Genomic DNA, 20,623 nt, shown 5'->3' on the forward strand with positions numbered 1-20,623 from the left:
TAAATTACAGCAATCTACTATATAATATAGTAATCGCTATGCTATAATTGAAAAAGGAAGGAAGGGAAGAAGATGTTTTTAAAGAATAAACGAAATTTAATTATTATTGGGGCTGTAGTCGTTTGTTTGATCGTCGCTGCTGTTCTTTTCATTTTTATCGGTGGTAAAAGTGCTGAGGATTACGTGACGGATTATTTTAATCTCTTAAGTAAGAAAGATTATTCACAAATGTATGAAATGTTAAGCGATGATTCCAATGTTGATCAAGATACATTTGAAGAAAGATACGCCAATATTTATAATGGTATCGAAGCTAGCAATTTTAATTTGGTAATCAATAGCGTTGAAGATGATGTAGTTGATTATAGTTTAACGATGGATACTGTTGCCGGTGAAGTTACTTCTAACAATCAGGTTACTGTTGTAGATGATAAACTGGTTTATAATGAAGGATTAATTTTAGAAGGATTAGAAAGTAATTATCGGGTTCGGATCTTAACTGATAATGCCAGCCGGGGACGTATTTTAGATCGTAATGGTCAAGAACTGGCTACTCAGGGTGAAGCTTATTCAGTTGGATTAGTTCCAGGAAAGTTAAATGGTGAAGCTGATTATGATCGGATTGCTTCAATGTTAGGAATAACTAGTGATGATATTCGTGATGAAATGTCAGCTTCATGGATCAAAGACGATTCATTTGTACCAATCAAAGAAGTAGCTAGAGATAGTGAAGGGCAAGCTTTAATTAGTCAGCTAATTACTATTCCTGGTGTTAAAGCGAATACAATTACGGTTCGTTATTATCCTTATGGGCAGGCCACGTCCCATTTAACAGGATATTTGCAGCAAGTAACAGCTGAAGATTTAAAAAATCATGAAGGTGAAGGTTATAGTGAAAGTTCTTTAATTGGACGTAGTGGTATTGAAGCCGCTTATGAAGCTGATTTAAGAGGTAGTGATGGCAAAGAGATTCGAATCGTTGATGAAAATAATGATTTAGTTAAAACAGTAGCTAAAAAAGAAGTAACTGATGGAAAAGATATTACTTTAACAATTGATGTTTCATTACAACAGGCATTGTATAACGAATATCAAAATGATCAAAGTGCCTCAGTTGCCATGAACCCAGAAACTGGTGAAATATTAGCTTTAGTATCAACACCGTCATTTTCAAGTAATGATTTTATTTTAGGTTATACTAATGAACAATGGCAGGCTTTAAATGATGATGCCAGTAAACCGTTGACTAATCGTTATCGGGCTACTTTTGTTCCTGGTTCTAGCATGAAACCAATTACTGGAGCTATCGGCTTAGATTCTGGAGCCATTGATGCCAATGAAGATCTTCAGGCACAAGACCGTTGGCAAAAAGATTCTAGCTGGGGTAATTATTATGTAACAACATTACACGCTCCAACGCCTAATAATTTAAGAAATGCGTTAATTTATTCGGATAACGTTTATTTCGCTAAAGCAGCGACAAATATTGGTTCTGATGATTTGATTGCTGGTTATGATAAATTACAAATTGGTTCTAAAATTCCATTTGAACTAGCATTAACTAAATCACAGTACCAAAATGAAGCTGGAGATTTTGATGATCAACAATTAGCTGATAGTGGTTATGGTCAAGGAGAGTTACTGATGAATCCAGTACAGTTAGCATCTATCTATACGGCTTTCTATAACGAAGGAACAATTGTGGCTCCTTATTTAGTTATGGGAAATGAACCAGATAGCCCTTGGGTTGAAAATGCTTTTACCGCTAAGACTGCTAATACGATTAAAGATGATTTAATTGGAGTTATTAGTGATAGTAATGGAACAGGTCATGCAATTTATCATAGTGATATTGAATTAGCTGGAAAAACGGGGACTGGTGAAATTAAAAGTTCTCAAGATGATACAACTGGTAGTGAAATTGGTTGGTTTACAGTGATGACTACTAACAGTGATAATCCAATTTTAATTACAACAATGGTTGAAGATGTTAAAGATCGTGGTGGTAGTGGATATGTTGTTGAACATATGCAAACACCATTAAATAATTATTTATATCGTTAAAAAGATAGAAAGACAATGGGTTTTAGGCCATTGTCTTTTTTTGGTAATATTATTTTAATAAACCAACAATTTGATCAATATCTTTTTTTCCAAAATAAACATCTTGATCATTAATGATCATACAAGGAACAGACATAATTTGATATTGGTCTTTAAGATCTGGAAAATGAGATAAATCAAACATTTCAGCTTCAATATGAGGATTTTCAACAGCTATTCTTTGAGTAGCCATGACTACTTCAGGACACATTGTACAAGAAAGGGAAACTGCAACTTTGATGTTAATTTTCTTGTCAATCATTTTAATTTGATTGATTATATTCTGATCTAATGGTTGTTTAGGGCCAGCAGTGTTGTAAATAGCGATGATAAATGAATTAAATTCATGACCACCGGGAACACCATGATAAGTAATGTTAAGATAGTTACTGTCTTCATCATAAAAGCTGATTGCTGGAAGCTTGCTATTATCGATAAGTTCATATGATAATTTATCACTTAGCGGGATTAGTTCTTTGATAAAGCCCAGCATTTCTTGAGCAAGTGCGCTATTATCATCATAACATTTTAATACTAGATTTTTTTCCAGTTTATCAAAAATTGGTTTTAATTTAGCTTTGATGTTACTAGTAATAAAGCCATCAGCTTCATCAGTTTCTTCTTGATTAGAACTTGTTGTTTGTAGCTGAATCTTTTTTGGAGCCAGATCATTTGCCTGAACGATATTTGGAATATATTTTTCTAAAGCAGTAGCAGCCTTAGCCCCATCACTAACCGCAGTAACGACTTGTCTTAATTCTTTTACACAAACATCACCTGCACCATAAACACCATCAATTGAAGTTTTTTGATTAGCATCAACAATTAGGTTACCTGTTTCATTTAAGGCAACTTGCTCTTTAAACAAGCTCGTAGCTGGTTCATATCCGGCAAAGACAAAAATCCCAAAAGAATCATTATCTGGTGCTTGATATTGCCAGGTAGTTTGAGTTTTATTATTAATGAATGTGGCTGTTTCTAATTGATTGCCACCACTGGCGGCTACGATTTCAGTATTATAATGGATATCGATCTTAGGATGTTCTTTAGCCTTATCACTAACTTGTTTAGCACAGGTAAAATCATCTTCACGAATAATAATAGTGACTTTTTTGGCATATTTAGTTAAAAAGACAGCTTCTTCTGCTGCTGCAAAACCACCACCAATGACGAAAACATCTTTGCCAGTGAAAAATTCACCATCACAAGTAGCACAATAAGCAACGCCACGTCCCTGAAACTCTCGTTCACCTGGGAAGCCTAATTTTCTAGGGTGGCTTCCAGTGGCTAAAACAATTCCAACAGCCTGATATTGTCCTTTATTGGTAATAACAGTTTTAACGGGGCTTTCTAATTCTAACTTGTTAACATTGGCAATTAAAAATTCAGCACCAAAATTTTGAGCCTGCTGGCGCATTTGTTCAGTTAGTTCTTTCCCGCTGGTTTGTAAGATTCCTGGATAGTTTACTACTTCTGAAGTAATCGTAATTTGCCCGCCAATTGTTTCTTTTTCAATTACTAAAACTGAAAATTTAGCTCGGGCTAAATAAATAGCAGCTGACAGTCCAGCGGGACCGCCACCTACTATTATTGCATCATATAAGCTATTCATTAAATTAACCCTACTAGATCTAATGATGGTTTAAGTGTTTCTTCACCAGGTTTCCATTTAGCAGGACATACTTCATCCCCATGTTCGTAAACAAACTGTGACGCCTGAACTCGTCTGAACAGCTCATCAGCATTACGTCCAACATTACCAGCAATTACTTCATACATAACGATTTTTCCTTCAGGATTGATGATAAAGCTGCCGCGTTCAGCCATTCCATCAGCTTCGATATATACATCTAAATCTTTAGCCAATTTAGCTGTTGGATCAGCTAGCATTGGATATTTTATTTTTTGAATTGTTTTAGATGTATCGTGCCATGCTTTATGAACAAAATGACTATCGCATGATACTGAATAAATTTCGCAGTTGATTTTTTGGAAGTCTTCGTATTTGTTAGCTAAGTCTTCTAACTCTGTAGGGCAAACAAATGTAAAATCAGCTGGATAGAAGAATAAAACATTCCATTTTCCTAATAAATCTTCTTTCTTAATTGTTTTGAATTCATTTTCATGAAAGGCTTGAGCCTCAAAATCTGTTAGTTCTTTTCCTATTAATGACATTTTCTTTTTCTCCTTTATTAATATTATTTTTTAAACAACCTGATTTAACATCCAGATTGATTTTGTAAAATTACCAATATAATCATCCATTAATGATGAAATTAAATAATTATCTTCTTTATCAGCTAGCTGTTTAATCTCTTTGATTGCTTCTAATAGATAATTAAAATCTTTTAAAACTGTATTATAGATTTCTTTGGAAGATAATTGTTGATCTTTAGCTTCTTCAATTTTACTCAATTCCATAAACTCTTTTAAAGAAGCCACTGGCTGGAAGCCAATCATTAAAATATTTTCAGCAATTTCATCGATTGCTTCATTGATGTAATTATAATATTCTTCTAACTTAGCATGGATAGTAAAGAAATCTTTTCCTTTTATATACCAATGAAAATTCTGTAATTTATGATATTCAACTACTAAGTCAGCTAATAAAGTATTCAATTTTTTTTCCATTTTCTCACTCCTTTGCTTTAAAATGATCGTCGATAAATGTTAGATTAATCTAACTATCTGTATTTTAGCATTAATAACATCTCGACACAATTATTATGCACTATTATTTTTTTGCTAAACAAAAAAAGAGTTCTAAAGAACTCTAATCAACTTTGCTACATGACTCCCGTTCAATTAAAAAACATGGAAGGATAATTTTCATTGGTGAAGGAGAAGTATATTTACTTAAAATATGATATACAGCATTAGCTCCATACTCTCCCATCAGTGTTGCCGGAGCATAAACGGTAGTTAGAGGAGGATTAGTAAAGCTTGCAGCTTTGATATCATCGAAACCGATGATGGAAATATCTTCTGGTACTTTAATATTATGCTCCTGTAAAGCTCTTAAAGCACCAATGGCAATGGGATCGCTGGCACAGAAGATAGCTGTTGGTAAATCTTTTTTATTGATCATTTCGACCATCATCGTATAACCAGATTCCGTCGTAAATTCCTCATCGTAAATATAAGGTTGATAAGTAATACCGTGTTTATCGCAATAATCAATAAACACACTTTTTCGAGGATCAGGATAGATAGTATTATCGTCTAAATATTCTTTTCCTCCTAAAAATCCGATTTTTTGGTGATTAAGAAGACGTAAATAATCCAGAGCATCAGTAATTGCTCGTTTAAAATCCAATGTAATTGTAGTGTCATTTTGATGATTACTGATCATATCAAGGAATACAATTTTATTAGTAATTTTTTTGAATTTAACGATTTCATCATTACTAAACTTTCCAATACAAACTAGTCCATCAACATTTTTTAGGGCATCTAAATAATTAAAATCAGTCTTAAAAGTTCTAATTACATTAATATTATTTTGAAGACAAAAATTCTCGATTCCCTGACGAACTTGTAAATAATAAGGATCATCAATTTCTTGCTGTAATGAGTACCATTGAACAATCCCTAAGACAAATTCACTTTTGTTAGCTTTTCTTTTTTTAGTATAATTGAGCTTTTTAGCCGCATTTAAAACTGCCTGTTTAGTTTCTTCAGGAACTGATAAAGTTTTATCGTTATTTAGGATTCTCGAAACTGTAGCACTAGATACATTAGCAAGATTTGCGACATCTTTAATCGTGGCCATTAATTTATCGCTGCTTAAAAATAGAGCTGATAGCAACTCTGTAAAGCAGCTCCTCCTTTCCTTATTTTAGTTTTGTCATCAGATTACTGTTAATAGTTAAAAGTTGCTTTGGCAAAAATGCCAGTATAAGATGGTTGTTTTTATACTGGTTTTACATTTTATCATAAAAAGCTGGTTGCAATTATAAAAAAGATTGTATAGATAAATAATAAGATTATTTTACTTAAACCTCTTAGTGGCAATTAGTTTAAGATTTCCCTCCTTTAACAGTGGTATTATACCCTATTTCTGCAGTTTATGAAAGTTTTGTTCTAGGAATTAGTGGGTTACTGATGATTTATTTTATGAAATGATTATTATTTGATATCCAGGTACTTTTATTATATCGATAAAGTAAATTTTAGTCAATATTTTTAGTAAACATTTAGTTATATTTAGTAAAAATAATTGACAATATTTTAGTGATAGTTTACAATATAAAGGAAAGATGAGGGAGGAATAACATGATATCAATCAACTATGAGATCAATCGTTTAATCCAGTTTGCTTTAGATGAAAAGATGATAACTGAAGATGAAATGGATTATTCAGTGAATTTATTATTAGACTTATTTGATTTAGATGAGTTTCATTATGAAGAAGTTAATGAGCCATTACCACTAGCTACACCTATTTTAGAAAATATGCTAGATTATGTTGTCGCTAACGGTAAATTAGAAAATACGATTACTAATCGGGATCTATTTGATACTCGCATCATGAATTGCGTAATGCCAAGACCCCATTTTGTGATAGAAACATTTAAAGAAAAATATGCTGTTGCCCCTAAAAAGGCTACTGATTATTATTATAGATTGTCAATTGCCTCAAACTATATTCGTAAAAGTCGTACAGATAAAAATATTATCTGGAAAAGTTATGTCAAATATGGTAATTTTGAAATTTCGATTAATTTATCAAAACCAGAAAAAGATCCTAAGGAGATAGCTAAAGCTAAGGAAGTAAAAGCTACTGGTTATCCTAAATGTCTGTTATGTAAGGAAAATGTTGGTTTTCGTGGTGATTTGAATCGTGCGGCACGACAAAATCATCGAATTATTCCGTTACAACTGGCCAATGGGGATTATTACCTGCAATATTCTCCTTATGTTTACTATAATGAACATTGCATTGTTTTAAATAAGGAACATAAACCAATGGTAATTAACCAGGGGACATTTGAAAATCTACTGTCATTTTTAGATTTATTTCCTCATTATATGATTGGTTCTAATGCTGATTTACCAATTGTTGGCGGTTCAATTTTAACCCATGATCATTATCAAGGTGGAAATTATGAGTTTCCGATCCAGGAAGCTGAAGTATTAAAAACATTTGAGCTGGGAGATAACAGCAATACGGTCATTGAAGTAATTCGCTGGCCGCTTTCAACAATTAGAATTACATGTGATACTAAAGAAAGATTAGTAGAACTGGCAATGAAATATCTTAATGCCTGGAAAGAATATAATGCACCAGTACTGGATATAATTTCTCATACTGGTACGACCCCTCATAATACCATTACCCCAATTGCTCGTAAAAAAGGGAACAAATATCAAATGGATTTAGTATTAAGAAATAATCGGACCAGCGATCAATATCCAGATGGGATCTTTCATCCACATCCTGAATCTCATCATATTAAAAAAGAAAATATTGGTTTAATTGAAGTAATGGGATTAGCAATTTTACCAGCTCGTTTGAAAGATGAATTGTTGTTATTAAAAGAATGTCTATTACAAAAAGCAGAAATTAAAAACTATCCAGAATTGGAAAAGCACTATCCATGGTTTATTACATTAATGAATGATTACCAAATCAATGAAGAGAATGTCGATGAGATTTTAAAAGAAGCAGTAGCCATTAAATTTGTTAATGTTTTAGAGGATGCTGGTGTATTTAAGATGGATGAGCGTGGTATCGATGCATTAACTAGTTTTGTAGCAACGGTTATAGAGGAGGAAGTATGATAAAAATAATTGATAAAATTGATGATAAAATTGATTTGATCCAATTAAAAAATGATAACTTGGAAGTAGTAGTATCTAATTATGGTTGTACAATTATCAAAGTTTTAATGAAAGATAAAGATGGAAATATTGATGATGTTGTTTTAGGTTATGATAATTTTTCTGACTATCAAACTAAAGATGCTTATTTAGGAGCTTTGGTTGGAAGAACAGCTAATCGAATTGGTAAAGGAAAGTTTACACTTAATGGTAAAACCTATCAATTACCAATTAATAACGGACCAAATTGTTTACATGGTGGTATTAAAGGATTTTCATATCAGATTTTTGATTATCAGATAATAGATGATAATACAGTTGAATTTGCTTATTTATCAAAAGACCAGGAAGAAGGGTATCCGGGAAACTTAGATTTTAAAGCTATTTATACATTAAAAGATAATCAATTAAAAGTTAATTATCGGGCAACTAGTGATCAAGATACCATTATTAATATTACTAATCATTCTTATTTTAATTTATCTGGGGCTAAAGAAGATATTTATGATCATCACTTATTAGTTCATAGTGATAAATATGCTTGTATTGATCAAGATGGTTTACCAACTGGTAAATTTAATGATTTAAAAAATACGCCATTTGATTTTACAACTTTAAGACGCATTGGTAATCAAATTGATTTAGAGGATGAACAATTAAAATTAGGTGCTGGTTATGATCATCCGTTTATTTTTAACCAAGATCATGATCAAGTAGTCTTATATCATCCAAAGACTCAAAGAAAACTGACTGTTAGTACTAGTTTACCAGGTGCGCAGATTTATAGTGCTAATTATTTAGATGGAAGAATTGGAAAATATGGTATCAGTTATCCAAAACGTTATGCGATGTGTATTGAGACCCAAAATTTACCAGATGCCATCAACCTTGAAGAAAATCCTAGTACAATTTTAAAGAAAGGAGATGTATATGATGAATGGACAACATATACATTTGAAGTGGTTAAATAATGAAACAAGCAACACAAATAATTAATGATTTAAAAGATAATAAATATGATGAAATGCTGATTGATTTATATGTTGATGAAAGTCAACTAGAGTATCAAAAAAATCGTTATGTCCAGGCAATCGAAAAATATATTTCACTATATGGAGACACTCAGGTTGCTATTTATTCAGCCCCAGGTCGAAGTGAAGTAGGTGGGAACCACACTGATCACCAACACGGTTGTGTTTTAGCTGCAGCTGTTAATTTGGATGCTATCGCAATTGTAGGAAAAACTGATCAAAGTGTAAAAGTACTATCTGATGATTTTGATATAGCACCAATTGAAATAGCTGATTTAAAGAAAAAAGTTGAAGAAAGTGGAACTTCTGAAGCTTTGATTCGCGGTGTATTAGCTCGTTTACAGGAATTAGGATATCAAATTGGTGGTTTTAATGCTTTTATTACTAGTGATGTATTAATGGGAGCTGGACTTTCATCTTCAGCTGCTTTTGAAACTATTATTGGAACAATTATTTCAGGGTTATATAATCAAATGACAATTGACCCAGTCGTAATCGCTCAAGTAGGACAATATGCTGAAAATGTTTATTTTGATAAACCATGTGGTTTAATGGATCAATGCGCCAGTTCCGTTGGTAGTTTGATCAATATTGATTTTAAAGATGTTGATAAACCAGTAGTTCGAAAAGTAGATGTTGATTTTTCAAAATTTGGACATAGTTTATGTATTGTAGATACTAAAGGATCACATGCTGATCTAACTAATGAATATGCTGCAATTCCTTTAGAAATGAAACAGGTTGCCAATTATTTTGGAAAAGAATTTTTACGTGATGTCGATGAGCAAGAATTTTTTGATAGTATTGCCAAAGTTCGAGAAATTAATAATGATCGAGCAGTTTTAAGAGCTATTCATTTATTTGAAGAAAATAAACGGGTTGATCGTGAAGTTGCAGCATTAAATAGCGGTGATTTTGATTTATTTAAAAAATTGGTTCAAGAATCAGGAAATAGTTCATATAAATTTTTACAAAACGTCTATGCCAATAGTGATGTCTTTAATCAAAGTGTTTCTTTAGGACTGGCAATGTCTGAAAGAATTTTACAAGATAATGGAGTTTGTCGAGTTCATGGTGGTGGTTTCGCTGGAACGATTCAGGCTTTTGTTAAGGATGAATTTGTATCAAAATATCAAATGGAAATTGAAAAGGTCTTTGGTCAAGGCTCTTGTCATATTTTAAAAGTTCGAAAATATGGTGGAAAAGAAGTAATTGATTAACAGAATTAAATTATCGTTATTAAACAGATAGATAAAATAATTAAAATTATTTATTGATGAAGTTGTCTCATGGCAACTTCATTTTCATTATCTATTTTTGAATTTTGATTGTTTAAATTGACTTTAGTTTAAAATAGCTTTGATAAAATCATCATTTTTATAAAGAAATATCCTAATTTTAAGTGAAAAAATACGGAAAAATCTCGCAACTATCCTAGGTTTGGGTTATAATAGAACTGTACGAAATTGAGAAGAAGGATGGTAAATTGGTATGTTAAAAAATAGTGAAATAAGTAAGACAAAAATTATTTGTACCATTGGACCAGCATCTGACAACAAAAAAATGTTGACTAAACTGGTTAAAGCTGGTATGAATGTCATGCGTTTAAATTTTTCACATGGGTCTCATGAGGAGCATTTAAGGAAAATAGAATTGATTACTGAAATTAATCAGGAATTAGGCAGTAAGGTTGCAATTTTGTTAGATACAAAAGGACCTGAAATTAGAACTGGTGATTTTGTTGGGGGACAAACTGAATTTAAAAAGGGTCAAGTATCGGTTATTACAACTGAGGATATCGTTGGAACTAGTGATCGTTTTACAATCACATATAAAGAATTATATAAAGATGTTAAACCTGGTGGTTTCATCTTAGTCAATGATGGCCAAGTTGAGTTATTAGTTGACCATGTTGAAGGTGAGGATATTGTTTGTGTTTGTGCCAACAATGGTGTTGTTAAAGATAAACGAGGAATTAATGTTCCAGGAATTAAGTTAGGATTTGATTATTTATCTAAAAAAGATATTGATGATATCACTTGGGGATGTAAACAACCATTTAATTTTATCGCTGCATCATTTGTAAGACGGGCACAAGATGTTATTGATGTTAAGAAATTATTAATTGAAAATGGTCGTTCTGATATTCAAGTCATCGCTAAAATTGAAAATAGCGAAGGTGTTGAAAACATGGATGAAATCTTAAAGATGGCTGATGGTATCATGGTTGCTCGTGGTGATTTAGGAGTAGAAGTACCAGCTGAGGATGTTCCATTAATTCAAAAAGAGATCATCAAAAAATGTAAGGATAAAGGAAAACTAGTTATTACAGCAACTCAAATGCTTGAAAGTATGCAACAAAATCCTCGTCCAACTCGAGCTGAAGTTAGTGACGTTGCTAATGCAATTTTTGATGGTACTGATGCTATCATGTTATCAGGAGAATCAGCATCTGGTAAATATCCAGAAGAAGCCGTTATGACAATGAATAAAATTGCTTTAAAAACTGAAGGTAGTCTTGATTATGATTCTTTACATCGTCAGGCAGTTAGAACAGCACCTCAAGATACTTCTGAAGCTGTTTGTATGTCAGTAGCTGAAATTGCTTCTAAATTTAACGTGGCGGCAATTATTGCCTTTACTGAAAGTGGATTTACAGCTCGTAAGATGTCTCGTTATCGTCCAAAGTCTTTGATTATTGCTGCTACACCAGAAGAGAAAACAACTAGATCATTAGCTGTTAACTGGGGTGTTTTACCAGTTAAATGTAAATACATGCAAACTAGAGCTACAATGATTGAATATGCAGAAATTTTAGCAAAAGAAAATGGAATTGAACCAGGTCAATTGATTTTAGTTACTGGTGGTAAACCAGGAATTGGTGGCGATACTAGCTACTTAGAATTAATAAAAGTAAAATAATTGATTAGACAGATCTAAGCGGTCTGTCTTTTTTTGAATGTTTAATAGTTTTAAAGTCTTTTATTTTCAATATTGATAAGTTATACTTAAATTAAAGAAGTTGAAAGGAGATTTTATGAAATATTTAACATTAGATATTGGTGGTAGTTCCATCAAATATGCCATTATTGATGAAAATGGTCATTTTTTAACAAAAGGGAATGCTCCAGCTCCTAAAGAAAGTATTGAACAATTTATCAGTATCATAGGTGATTTATATGATCAATATCAAGATGAAGTTGCCGGAATGGCAATTTCTATGCCTGGGGCTATTGATCCAGATAAAGGCTTTGCTTACACCGGTGGGGCTTATGATTATATTAAAAATATGAATATTGTTGAGATGTTGCAGGCTCGTTGTCCATTACCAATTACAATCGGGAATGATGCTAAATGTGCGGCCAATGCTGAAATTGGTTTTGGATGTTTACAAGACGTTGATGATGCTGCGGTAATCATTTTAGGTACAGGAATTGGTGGTTGTATTGTTCAAAATCATCAGGTACATATTGGAAAACATTTTGCTTCTGGTGAGTTTTCTTGGATGCGAACTAATGGGGATGATGGTAATAATTTTGCTAACACGTGGTGTGCTGTTAACGGAATTGCCGGGTTATTGCAAACAGCTCAAGAACAAATGCAAACTGATCAAGAATATAATGGTAAAGAAATTTTTGAAATGGCCAATAACGGTAATGAACAAGTTTTAGCGGCTTTAGATAAATTTACTAAGCGTTTAGCAGTACAAATTTATAATTTACAGGCTCTTTTTGATCCTGAAAAGATTGCAATAGGTGGCGGAATTTCAGCTCAGCCATTATTATTAGAATTGACTGAAAAGCATATTGAAGAAATGTATCAAACCGGATTACAGGCTAATTCACCAGTTTCAAGACCGGTAGTAGTTACTTGTAAATATTTAAATGATGCTAATTTATTAGGGGCTTTTTATCAACATATCAGTACATTTAAAGGTTAGTTAGACTAGTCTTTTTTAGGAGATTTTTTATGGCAATTATTTTTCATGACAATAGTAAAACATTTCATTTATACAATGATGAAATCAGCTATATTATTAAGATACTTCCTAATCATCAATTAGGACAATTATATTATGGCAAGAAAATTAAAGATCGTGATAATTTTGATCATCTGTTAGAATTACGACATCGTCCAATGGCCGTCTGTACTTTTGAAAATGATCAAACATTTTCTTTAGAACATCTAAAACAAGAATATCCAGTCTATGGTAGTGGTGATATGCGGTATCCAGCGATAGATATCGTTTTAGAAAATGGTAGTCGGATTTTAGATTTTACTTATCAAAGTCATCAGATTTTAAATGGTAAAGTAAAACTGGAACAATTACCGGCTACTTATGTTGAAGACGATGATGAGGCGACAACCTTGATCATTTCATTATATGATTCAGTAATTGCCTGTCAATTAGAATTGATGTATACCATCTATAATGATTATCCAGTAATTACTCGTAGTGCTAAAATTATTAATCAAGGTTTTCAAACAATTAAGCTTAATGCCATGATGTCATTGGCATTAGATTTACCTGATTCTAATTATACGATGTTAGAGTTAACTGGGGCCTGGGCTCGTGAACGTTATATTAAAGAAAGAAAATTACAGCATGGAATCCAGGCGGTATATTCGCTTAGAGGGGCTTCTAGTCATAATTATAATCCTTTTCTTGCTTTAAAAAGAAATAATTGTGATGAATTTAGCGGGGAAGTATTAGGATTTAGTTTTGTTTATAGTGGTAATTTTCTAGCCCAAGTTGAAGTTGATACATATGATACAACTAGAGTTTTAATGGGAATTCATCCGCATTGCTTTTCCTGGAATTTAACAAATACTGAAAGCTTTCAAACACCTGAAGTAGTAATGGTTTATAGTGACCAGGGATTAAATAAGATGTCAAGAACATATCATTCATTGTATCAAAAACGGCTGGTACGTGGTTATCATCGCGATTTGCCGCGTCCAATTTTGATTAATAGCTGGGAAGGAACATATTTTGATTTTGATGAAGAAAAGATTATCCAAATGGCTAAAAAAGCTCAAAAACTGGGAATAGAGTTATTTGTTTTAGATGATGGGTGGTTTGGTCATCGTAATGATGATCACTCTAGTTTAGGAGACTGGTTTGTAAATTTAGATAAGTTACCTGATGGAATTGGTTCTCTAGCCACCCAAATTCATGATTTAGGTCTACAATTCGGTTTATGGTTTGAACCCGAGATGGTTAGCTATGATTCTAATTTATATCGTCAGCATCCTAATTGGTTGTTAAAGACACCTGATCGTCGTTTAAGCCATGGACGAAATCAATATGTCTTAGATTTTTCTAATCCTGAGGTTGTTACCTATATTTATGATTTAATGGTTAAAATCATTGAAGAAGCTCAACTCGATTATATTAAATGGGATATGAATCGTAGTATGTCAGAAGTTTACTCATCATCGCATAGTAATCATGATCAAGGTCGGGTCATGCATGAATATATTTTAGGAGTTTATCAGCTTTATGAACGACTGATTCAACGTTTTCCAAGAATTTTATTTGAATCATGTGCCAGTGGTGGTGGTCGCTTTGATCCTGGAATGCTATACTATGCCCCACAGGCCTGGGCCAGCGATGACAGTGATGCCATTGAACGTTTAAAGATTCAATATGGAACATCGTTAGTATATCCGCTTTCTAGTATTGGCAGCCATGTCTCTGCTATTCCTAATCATCAGGTATTTAGAAATACGCCAATTGAAACAAGAGCAAATGTGGCTTATTTTGGCACCTTTGGTTATGAACTGGATATTAGTTGTTTAAGTCTTGAAGAAGAAGATAAAATCAAAGAACAGATTGCTTTTATGAAAGAATATCGTTCAATCATTCAATTTGGCAGCTTTTATCGATTGTTGAGTCCTTTTGAAAATGATGGCAATGAAACAGCCTGGATGGTTGTTTCTAAAGATCAAAAGATGGCTCTTGTTGGATATTACCGAACTTTATTAGGCGTAAATTTAGGATATCGACGGCTAAAACTACAGGGACTCAATCCTGATTATTTATATCATGTTTCGCTTTTAGAAAGTGATCATTATGGTGATGAACTGATGAATATTGGTTTGATCAATAGTGACCATGCCAGTGGTGAAAATCATGAGGTTTATAATGGCGCTAATGGTGATTATTATTCTAAAATTTATGTTATCAAAGCTAAATAAAATTTATAGATTTATAAATATTTATTAATGAATTTAAAACAAAAAAACCAAGCTGCCTGATTGCAGCTTGGTTTTACATATCGAGATAATTTAATTAAATTATTAATAATTTTCGCACATTCTTTCAAAATAAGCTTTTGGATATCCACAAACAGGACAATTTTCTGGGGCTTCATCTCCTTCATAAATGAAACCACATTGACGACATTTCCAACCTTTTGGAGCATCACCTTTAAAAGTAGTTCCCTTTTTATAGGCATCTAATAATTTTAAGTAACGTTTTTCATGAGATTGTTCAACTTTACCAACATATTCAAATTTTTCAGCTAGTTCATCAAATCCTTCTTCACGAGCTTCTTTGGCCATCCGTTTGTACATTTCTGTCCATTCGTCATTTTCACCTTGAGCAGCTGTTTCTAAATTTTCATCAGTTGAACCAATTCCATGATATTCACTAAACCACATTTTAGCATGTTGTTTTTCTTGATTAGCTGTTTCTTCAAAGATAGCAGCAATTTGTTCATATCCTTCTTTACGAGCAGCTTCAGCAAAGAATGTATATTTATTACGAGCCATTGATTCACCAGCAAAAGCTTCCATTAAATTCTTTTCAGTTTTAGTTCCGGCATATTTGCTGTTACCTTCTTGAATAGCTTCAAATTTATCTTTTGGAGCTTTACAAACTGGACAAACCCAGTTTTCATCTAATTCATCCCATTTTTTTGATTGAGATGCTTCGTCATAAACAAATCCACAAATTTTACATACGTATTTCATTTCTATATTCCTCCATTTTCCTTAATAGTAATGATTACTATTTAATTATATATTTCATTACCTAAAAAAGCAAGGGTTAAGTTCTAAATAGATAAAAATCTCATATAAATAAGACGAGGAGAGGAGTTTGACATGGAAACTAAAGATATTTTACATGATATCGCTAAACGATGCGATGGCGACATCTATCTAGGGGTGGTGGGACCGGTTCGTAGTGGGAAATCTTCTTTTATTAAACGGTTTATGGAAATGGCGGTCATTCCATATATCGAAGATAAAGATGCAAAACTTCGAGCAATCGATGAATTGCCACAATCAGGTAAAGGTAAAATGATTATGACCGTTGAACCAAAATTTATACCAAATCAAGCTATCGAAATGGTCATGGATGAAAATTTTAAAGTAAAAGTTAGATTGGTTGATTGTGTTGGTTATGTAATCGAAGGGGCTAAAGGCTATCAGGATGATCAAGGAGTCCGATATGTTAAAACACCATGGTACTTAGAATCAATTCCTTTTGATCAGGCAGCTAAAATTGGAACTAAAAAAGTAATTCAAGATCACTCAACGATTGGAATTGTAGTTACTAGTGATGGTAGTATTTGTGATATACCAGGAGCCAATTATCATGAGGCTACTGATAGTATTATCGAAGAGTTATTAGAAATCGATAAACCATTTATAGTGATTATTAATAGTCGTGATATTAATAGTCCTAACTGTAATCAAGAGTATCAACGACTAAAAGAAAAGTATGATGTTCCCGTTTTGACAATGGATGTTACTAGAATGGAAGAGCCACAGATTGTTTCGTTATTGAAAGAAGCCCTCTATGAATTTAAAATCAGTGAAGTGCGGATCGAGGTTCCAAAGTGGTTAGCTATGATGTCAAATAGTCATTGGTTGAAACAGACATTAGATAATTCTTTAAAAGAATCGTTACAATCGATAAAAAAATTTAAAGATGTTGAAAGAATTGCTGATACGATCAGTGAATATGATTTTGTCGATAAAGCTTATTTGACCGGAATTGATACTACAACATCTAGTGCCACTTTAAAAATCGAAGAACGAAATGGTTTGTATAACGAAATTTTAGAGGAGATTATTGGAGATAAAGGTTTTGACCAGGCTACTTTCTTAACGTTTATTCAAGAATTAGTCGATATCAAAAAAGAGTATGAAGGTTTTTCTAGTGCTATAAGAATGGTTAAACAGACTGGATATGGTTATGCAGTTCCTAAATTAGAGGAGATAGAATTAAGTGAACCTGAGTTGATTAAACAAGGACCTCGTTATGGAATTAAACTGGTATCTAAAGCTGGGACTACTTACATGATCAAAGTAGATATTGAAAGTACTTTTGAGCCAATAATCGGTTCAAAGGAGCAGGCCGAGGCATTTATTGATTATTTAAATTCTAATGGTGATGATAAACAGGCAATTTTTGACTGTGATGTCTTTGGTCGTAAGCTCGGCGATTTGATTGAGGAAGGGATGTATTTTAAATTAGGAGCCATTCCTGAAAATGCTAGTATGCGCATTCATGATATCTTATCTAAGATTGTCAATAAGGGAAAAAGCAATGTTATTGCTATTGTTATTTAAAACCGCAAATGCGGTTTTTTAAATTGATTTTTAGTAAAAAAATTACCAAAATAAGGGATAAAAATGTTAAAATAAATCATTGTTAAATTTCAAGAAGATTAAAAGTAAAAGTGCTTGAAATCACAACTTTTTAATGTTATACTTTCGTGGTATTAAAATTATGGAGGTAGTTATGAACAAAAGAGAATTAGTTGAATCAGTATCTAAAGAAAGAAACTTAACTAAAAAAGAAGCGGAACTTTTAGTCGACACTGTTTTTAATACAATTTCACGAAGTGTTATTGAAGGAGATAAGGTATTAATCTCTGGATTTGGTACATTTAAAGTAAACGATCGTAAAGCTCGTAAAGGTATTTCACCAAAAACTCAAGAGGAAATGATTATTCCTGCTAGTAAAACGGTTACTTTTAAACCAAGTAGTCGTTTAAAAGATGCAATGAATTAGTTCATTGCATTTTATTTTCTTCACAATTTGTTCACAATATAGTGTATAATATATATTAAAAGGAGATGATTTATATGCCTTATTACTATTATTTTCCGATGAGTAGAGCTTATCTTGTTGGTTATATACTGGTAGCTATTGGAATGTTGATCATGATATATGCGCAAATAAAAGTAAGCAGTGCATATAGTAAGTATGCTAAAATTCCTAATAGTCGTTATATGACTGGGGCCATGGTGGCTCGTGAAATATTGGATCGTAATGGTTTACAGGATGTAAGAATAAACGTTGTTAGTGGTCATTTAAGCGACCATTATAATCCTAGAAATCGAACCATTAACTTATCACGGGAAATTCATGATGGAACATCAATAGCTTCACTGGCAGTTGCTAGTCATGAATGTGGTCATGCGATTCAGCATTTAGTAGGTTATAAACCACTGATTTTTAGAAATAGTATCTTACCATTATGTAATGTAGGACAATATTTAGGGTGGTTTGCAGTAATTATTGGATTAATAATGGGCAGCAGCTCAATTGCCTGGATCGGGGTTATCTTAATGTCAGGTATCTTGCTATTCCAGCTGGCAACATTACCGGTTGAATTTGATGCTTCATCGCGTGCATTAAATATTTTAAAAACTAACTATTTAACGACTGATGAATATTATGGTGCTCGTAAAATGTTATCAGCAGCAGCTTTTACTTATGTAGCATCATTATTATCAACAATATTATCGTTACTTAGAATTGTTTTGATCGTTGTTGGTAGTGATCGTCGTGATTAAATCTCAAAAGTGATTTTGAGATTTTTTCTTTTCACTTAGCTGATTTGATAGTATAATGAATGATAGCTAAAGAAAGTTGGTGTTAGGTTGAAATTTTTACGAAAGAATCGTTTTAATATATTAATTATTTGTTTGGTAATTGTTTTTGTGATTGTAACGTATCTTTTATTATGGGTGCATGTTCCTTATATGCAAAATCAAAATTCTATCCAACAATATCAAAATCAAATTGTTGGTGAAAACAATTATCAGGATGTCGAGTATTTTGATCGTTATGATGGTGATAAAAGTTATTATATTATTCGTGCGGTTAAAGACGATGCTTTGCAATATGCTGTTTTTGATGAAGATGGACAATTTATTAAATCTTTCAGTGATGAAACGGCTGACATTCAGGTGGCAATTGATGATTTTATTAATCGTTATAATGTGGAACCGACTAAAACGGCCATTGGTTATGAAAATGAGATTTTTGTTTATAGTTTAACTTATCAAGGAAAGGATTCTTTGATCTATGCTTTTTATGCTATTGATACAAGCGAATTTGTAAAAGCATATCGAATTGATGGGTAGTTGTGATGATTAAAGATTTAATGGCTAGTAAGTGTATTAATTTTGAAAGATTATTAGTATTGAAGGCTAAAGATTTGCATTTGACGGGTGAAGCTTGCCATATCTTATTATTGATCTATGCTTTAAAAGATGCCGATGTTCATCTGGTAACACCAGTGATGTTACAAAATTATTCACTATTATCACCGCAAGATTTAAATAAGGTGTTACAGGATTTATTAAATAAAAAACTGATTTATAATCATGGTGGTTCGATTAGTTTAAATCACTTAGAAGAAAAGTTGTTACAGGAAAATAAAAAGGTAGAAAAAGTAGAAGAAAAGTATAACTTAGTTTCTATTTTTGAAGAACAGTTTGGCCGTGCTTTGTCTCCAATTGAATTAAATATTATTCGTGAATGGAAAGAAAATAATTATGATGATGAAATGATCGTTAAAGCGTTAAAAGAGGCGGTAAAGAGCCAAGTTTTGAATTTTAGATACATAGAAGGTATACTTAATAATTGGGCTAAAAATGGGATCAAACAGCGATATGTTGAAAGTGAAGAACCCCAACGAAAAGTTCCGATTAGTGAGTATAAATGGTGGGAAGATGAATAAAGAAAAAACAACGAGAGTATTAGATTATTTTGATGAATTGTTTCCTGATGCTTATTGTGAGTTGAATCATGAAACAGATTTTCAATTATTAGTTGCAGTTACGTTATCAGCGCAAACAACTGATAAAAAAGTTAATCAGTTGACAGAAACTTTATTTAAAAAATATCCTGATGTCGAAACGATGGCTAAAGCTGATATTAGTGAATTACAGCAAGATATTAAATCAATTGGTTTATACCGTAATAAGGCTAAAAATCTATTAGCAATGTCGAAGGCTTTGCTTGAAAATTTTGATGGTAAAGTTCCCAGTGATCAAAAAGAATTAGAAAGTTTACCTGGAGTAGGACGTAAAACAGCTAATGTTGTTCGTTCGGTTGCTTTTGATATACCTGCTTTTGCTGTTGATACGCATGTTGAAAGAATCTCAAAGCGTCTAGGTTTTGCTAAAAAAGATGATAGTGTTTTAACTGTTGAAAAAAAATTATGTCGCTCTATTCCTCGAACACGCTGGAATAAAGCCCATCACCAATTTATTTTCTTTGGACGTTATTTTTGCAAAGCTACTAATCCTAATTGTCAAGAATGTAAATTAGTAGATATGTGTAAAGATCCAATCAAAAAGAAATATTTAGAAAAATAAAAAAAGCCTAATTGTTTAAATTTATAAATAATTAG

General features: G+C 32.3%; 18 protein-coding genes. 13 read left to right on the top strand and 5 right to left on the bottom strand.

What is annotated here, in order from left to right:
• Positions 1-72 precede the first annotated feature (72 nt).
• Positions 73-2,064 (top strand): penicillin-binding transpeptidase domain-containing protein, encoded by a 1,992-nt coding sequence (locus Q0K54_RS11335; RefSeq protein WP_294581372.1) that lies wholly within the window; start codon positions 73-75, stop codon positions 2,062-2,064.
• A gap of 49 nt (positions 2,065-2,113) precedes the next feature.
• On the opposite strand, the gene Q0K54_RS11340 is transcribed toward Q0K54_RS11335, so the two are convergent.
• From Q0K54_RS11340 to Q0K54_RS11355, 4 genes are all read right to left on the bottom strand, one after another.
• On the bottom strand, positions 2,114-3,715 hold the full coding sequence (locus tag Q0K54_RS11340; RefSeq protein WP_294581374.1) for an FAD-dependent oxidoreductase: 1,602 nt from the start codon (positions 3,713-3,715) through the stop codon (positions 2,114-2,116).
• On the bottom strand, positions 3,715-4,278 hold the full coding sequence (ahpC, locus tag Q0K54_RS11345) for an alkyl hydroperoxide reductase subunit C (protein ID WP_294581375.1): 564 nt from the start codon (positions 4,276-4,278) through the stop codon (positions 3,715-3,717). Before ahpC ends, Q0K54_RS11340 begins: the two co-directional genes overlap by 1 nt.
• 30 nt (positions 4,279-4,308) lie before the next feature.
• Positions 4,309-4,734 (bottom strand): DNA starvation/stationary phase protection protein, encoded by a 426-nt coding sequence (locus Q0K54_RS11350; RefSeq protein ID WP_294581377.1) that lies wholly within the window; start codon positions 4,732-4,734, stop codon positions 4,309-4,311.
• Positions 4,735-4,876: 142 nt separating this feature from the next.
• Positions 4,877-5,875, bottom strand: coding sequence for a LacI family DNA-binding transcriptional regulator (locus Q0K54_RS11355; RefSeq protein WP_294581378.1), 999 nt, complete (start codon positions 5,873-5,875; stop codon positions 4,877-4,879).
• Positions 5,876-6,387: 512 nt separating this feature from the next.
• On the opposite strand from Q0K54_RS11355, the gene Q0K54_RS11360 reads away from it, so the two are divergent.
• The 6 genes from Q0K54_RS11360 (at position 6,388) to Q0K54_RS11385 (ending at position 15,158) form a co-directional block, all read left to right on the top strand.
• A complete protein-coding gene (locus Q0K54_RS11360; protein WP_308698947.1) occupies positions 6,388-7,887 on the top strand; it encodes a UDP-glucose--hexose-1-phosphate uridylyltransferase in 1,500 nt (499 codons plus the stop codon).
• Positions 7,884-8,897: an aldose epimerase family protein gene (locus Q0K54_RS11365; protein WP_294581381.1), complete on the top strand. Its 1,014-nt coding sequence runs from the start codon at positions 7,884-7,886 to the stop codon at positions 8,895-8,897. The genes Q0K54_RS11360 and Q0K54_RS11365 overlap by 4 nt, the downstream gene beginning before the upstream one ends.
• On the top strand, positions 8,897-10,177 hold the full coding sequence (locus Q0K54_RS11370; RefSeq protein WP_294581382.1) for a galactokinase family protein: 1,281 nt from the start codon (positions 8,897-8,899) through the stop codon (positions 10,175-10,177). Before Q0K54_RS11365 ends, Q0K54_RS11370 begins: the two co-directional genes overlap by 1 nt.
• 271 nt (positions 10,178-10,448) lie before the next feature.
• The gene (gene pyk / locus Q0K54_RS11375) at positions 10,449-11,879 is read left to right on the top strand and encodes a pyruvate kinase (protein WP_294581384.1); all 1,431 of its coding nucleotides are present in this window, start codon (positions 10,449-10,451) and stop codon (positions 11,877-11,879) included.
• A gap of 115 nt (positions 11,880-11,994) precedes the next feature.
• A complete protein-coding gene (locus Q0K54_RS11380; protein ID WP_294581386.1) occupies positions 11,995-12,897 on the top strand; it encodes an ROK family protein in 903 nt (300 codons plus the stop codon).
• A 29-nt stretch (positions 12,898-12,926) separates the two neighbouring features.
• The gene (locus Q0K54_RS11385) at positions 12,927-15,158 is read left to right on the top strand and encodes an alpha-galactosidase (protein ID WP_294581387.1); all 2,232 of its coding nucleotides are present in this window, start codon (positions 12,927-12,929) and stop codon (positions 15,156-15,158) included.
• Between the two features lie 102 nt (positions 15,159-15,260).
• On the opposite strand, the gene rbr is transcribed toward Q0K54_RS11385, so the two are convergent.
• Positions 15,261-15,935 carry a rubrerythrin gene (gene rbr, locus Q0K54_RS11390; protein WP_294581388.1) on the bottom strand — a complete coding sequence of 225 codons (675 nt, stop codon included), beginning with the start codon at positions 15,933-15,935 and terminating at the stop codon, positions 15,261-15,263.
• A 132-nt stretch (positions 15,936-16,067) separates the two neighbouring features.
• Between rbr and spoIVA the strand changes: the two genes are divergently transcribed.
• The 6 genes from spoIVA (at position 16,068) to nth (ending at position 20,588) form a co-directional block, all read left to right on the top strand.
• Positions 16,068-17,543 carry a stage IV sporulation protein A gene (gene spoIVA, locus Q0K54_RS11395; RefSeq protein WP_294581389.1) on the top strand — a complete coding sequence of 492 codons (1,476 nt, stop codon included), beginning with the start codon at positions 16,068-16,070 and terminating at the stop codon, positions 17,541-17,543.
• 172 nt (positions 17,544-17,715) lie between these two features.
• On the top strand, positions 17,716-17,988 hold the full coding sequence (locus Q0K54_RS11400) for an HU family DNA-binding protein (RefSeq protein ID WP_294581391.1): 273 nt from the start codon (positions 17,716-17,718) through the stop codon (positions 17,986-17,988).
• 74 nt (positions 17,989-18,062) lie between these two features.
• Positions 18,063-18,776, top strand: coding sequence for a zinc metallopeptidase (locus Q0K54_RS11405; RefSeq protein WP_294581393.1), 714 nt, complete (start codon positions 18,063-18,065; stop codon positions 18,774-18,776).
• A gap of 87 nt (positions 18,777-18,863) precedes the next feature.
• On the top strand, positions 18,864-19,349 hold the full coding sequence (locus Q0K54_RS11410) for a hypothetical protein (RefSeq protein WP_294581394.1): 486 nt from the start codon (positions 18,864-18,866) through the stop codon (positions 19,347-19,349).
• 5 nt (positions 19,350-19,354) lie between these two features.
• Positions 19,355-19,948, top strand: a complete 594-nt coding sequence (locus Q0K54_RS11415) for a DnaD domain-containing protein (RefSeq protein ID WP_294581396.1) — start codon at positions 19,355-19,357, stop codon at positions 19,946-19,948.
• Complete coding sequence (nth, locus tag Q0K54_RS11420; RefSeq protein WP_294581398.1) at positions 19,941-20,588, top strand: endonuclease III; 648 nt, start codon at positions 19,941-19,943, stop codon at positions 20,586-20,588. Before Q0K54_RS11415 ends, nth begins: the two co-directional genes overlap by 8 nt.
• Positions 20,589-20,623 lie beyond the last annotated feature (35 nt).

This window comes from uncultured Thomasclavelia sp., assembly GCF_944324745.1.
Lineage (GTDB): Bacteria > Bacillota_I > Bacilli_A > Erysipelotrichales > Coprobacillaceae > Thomasclavelia.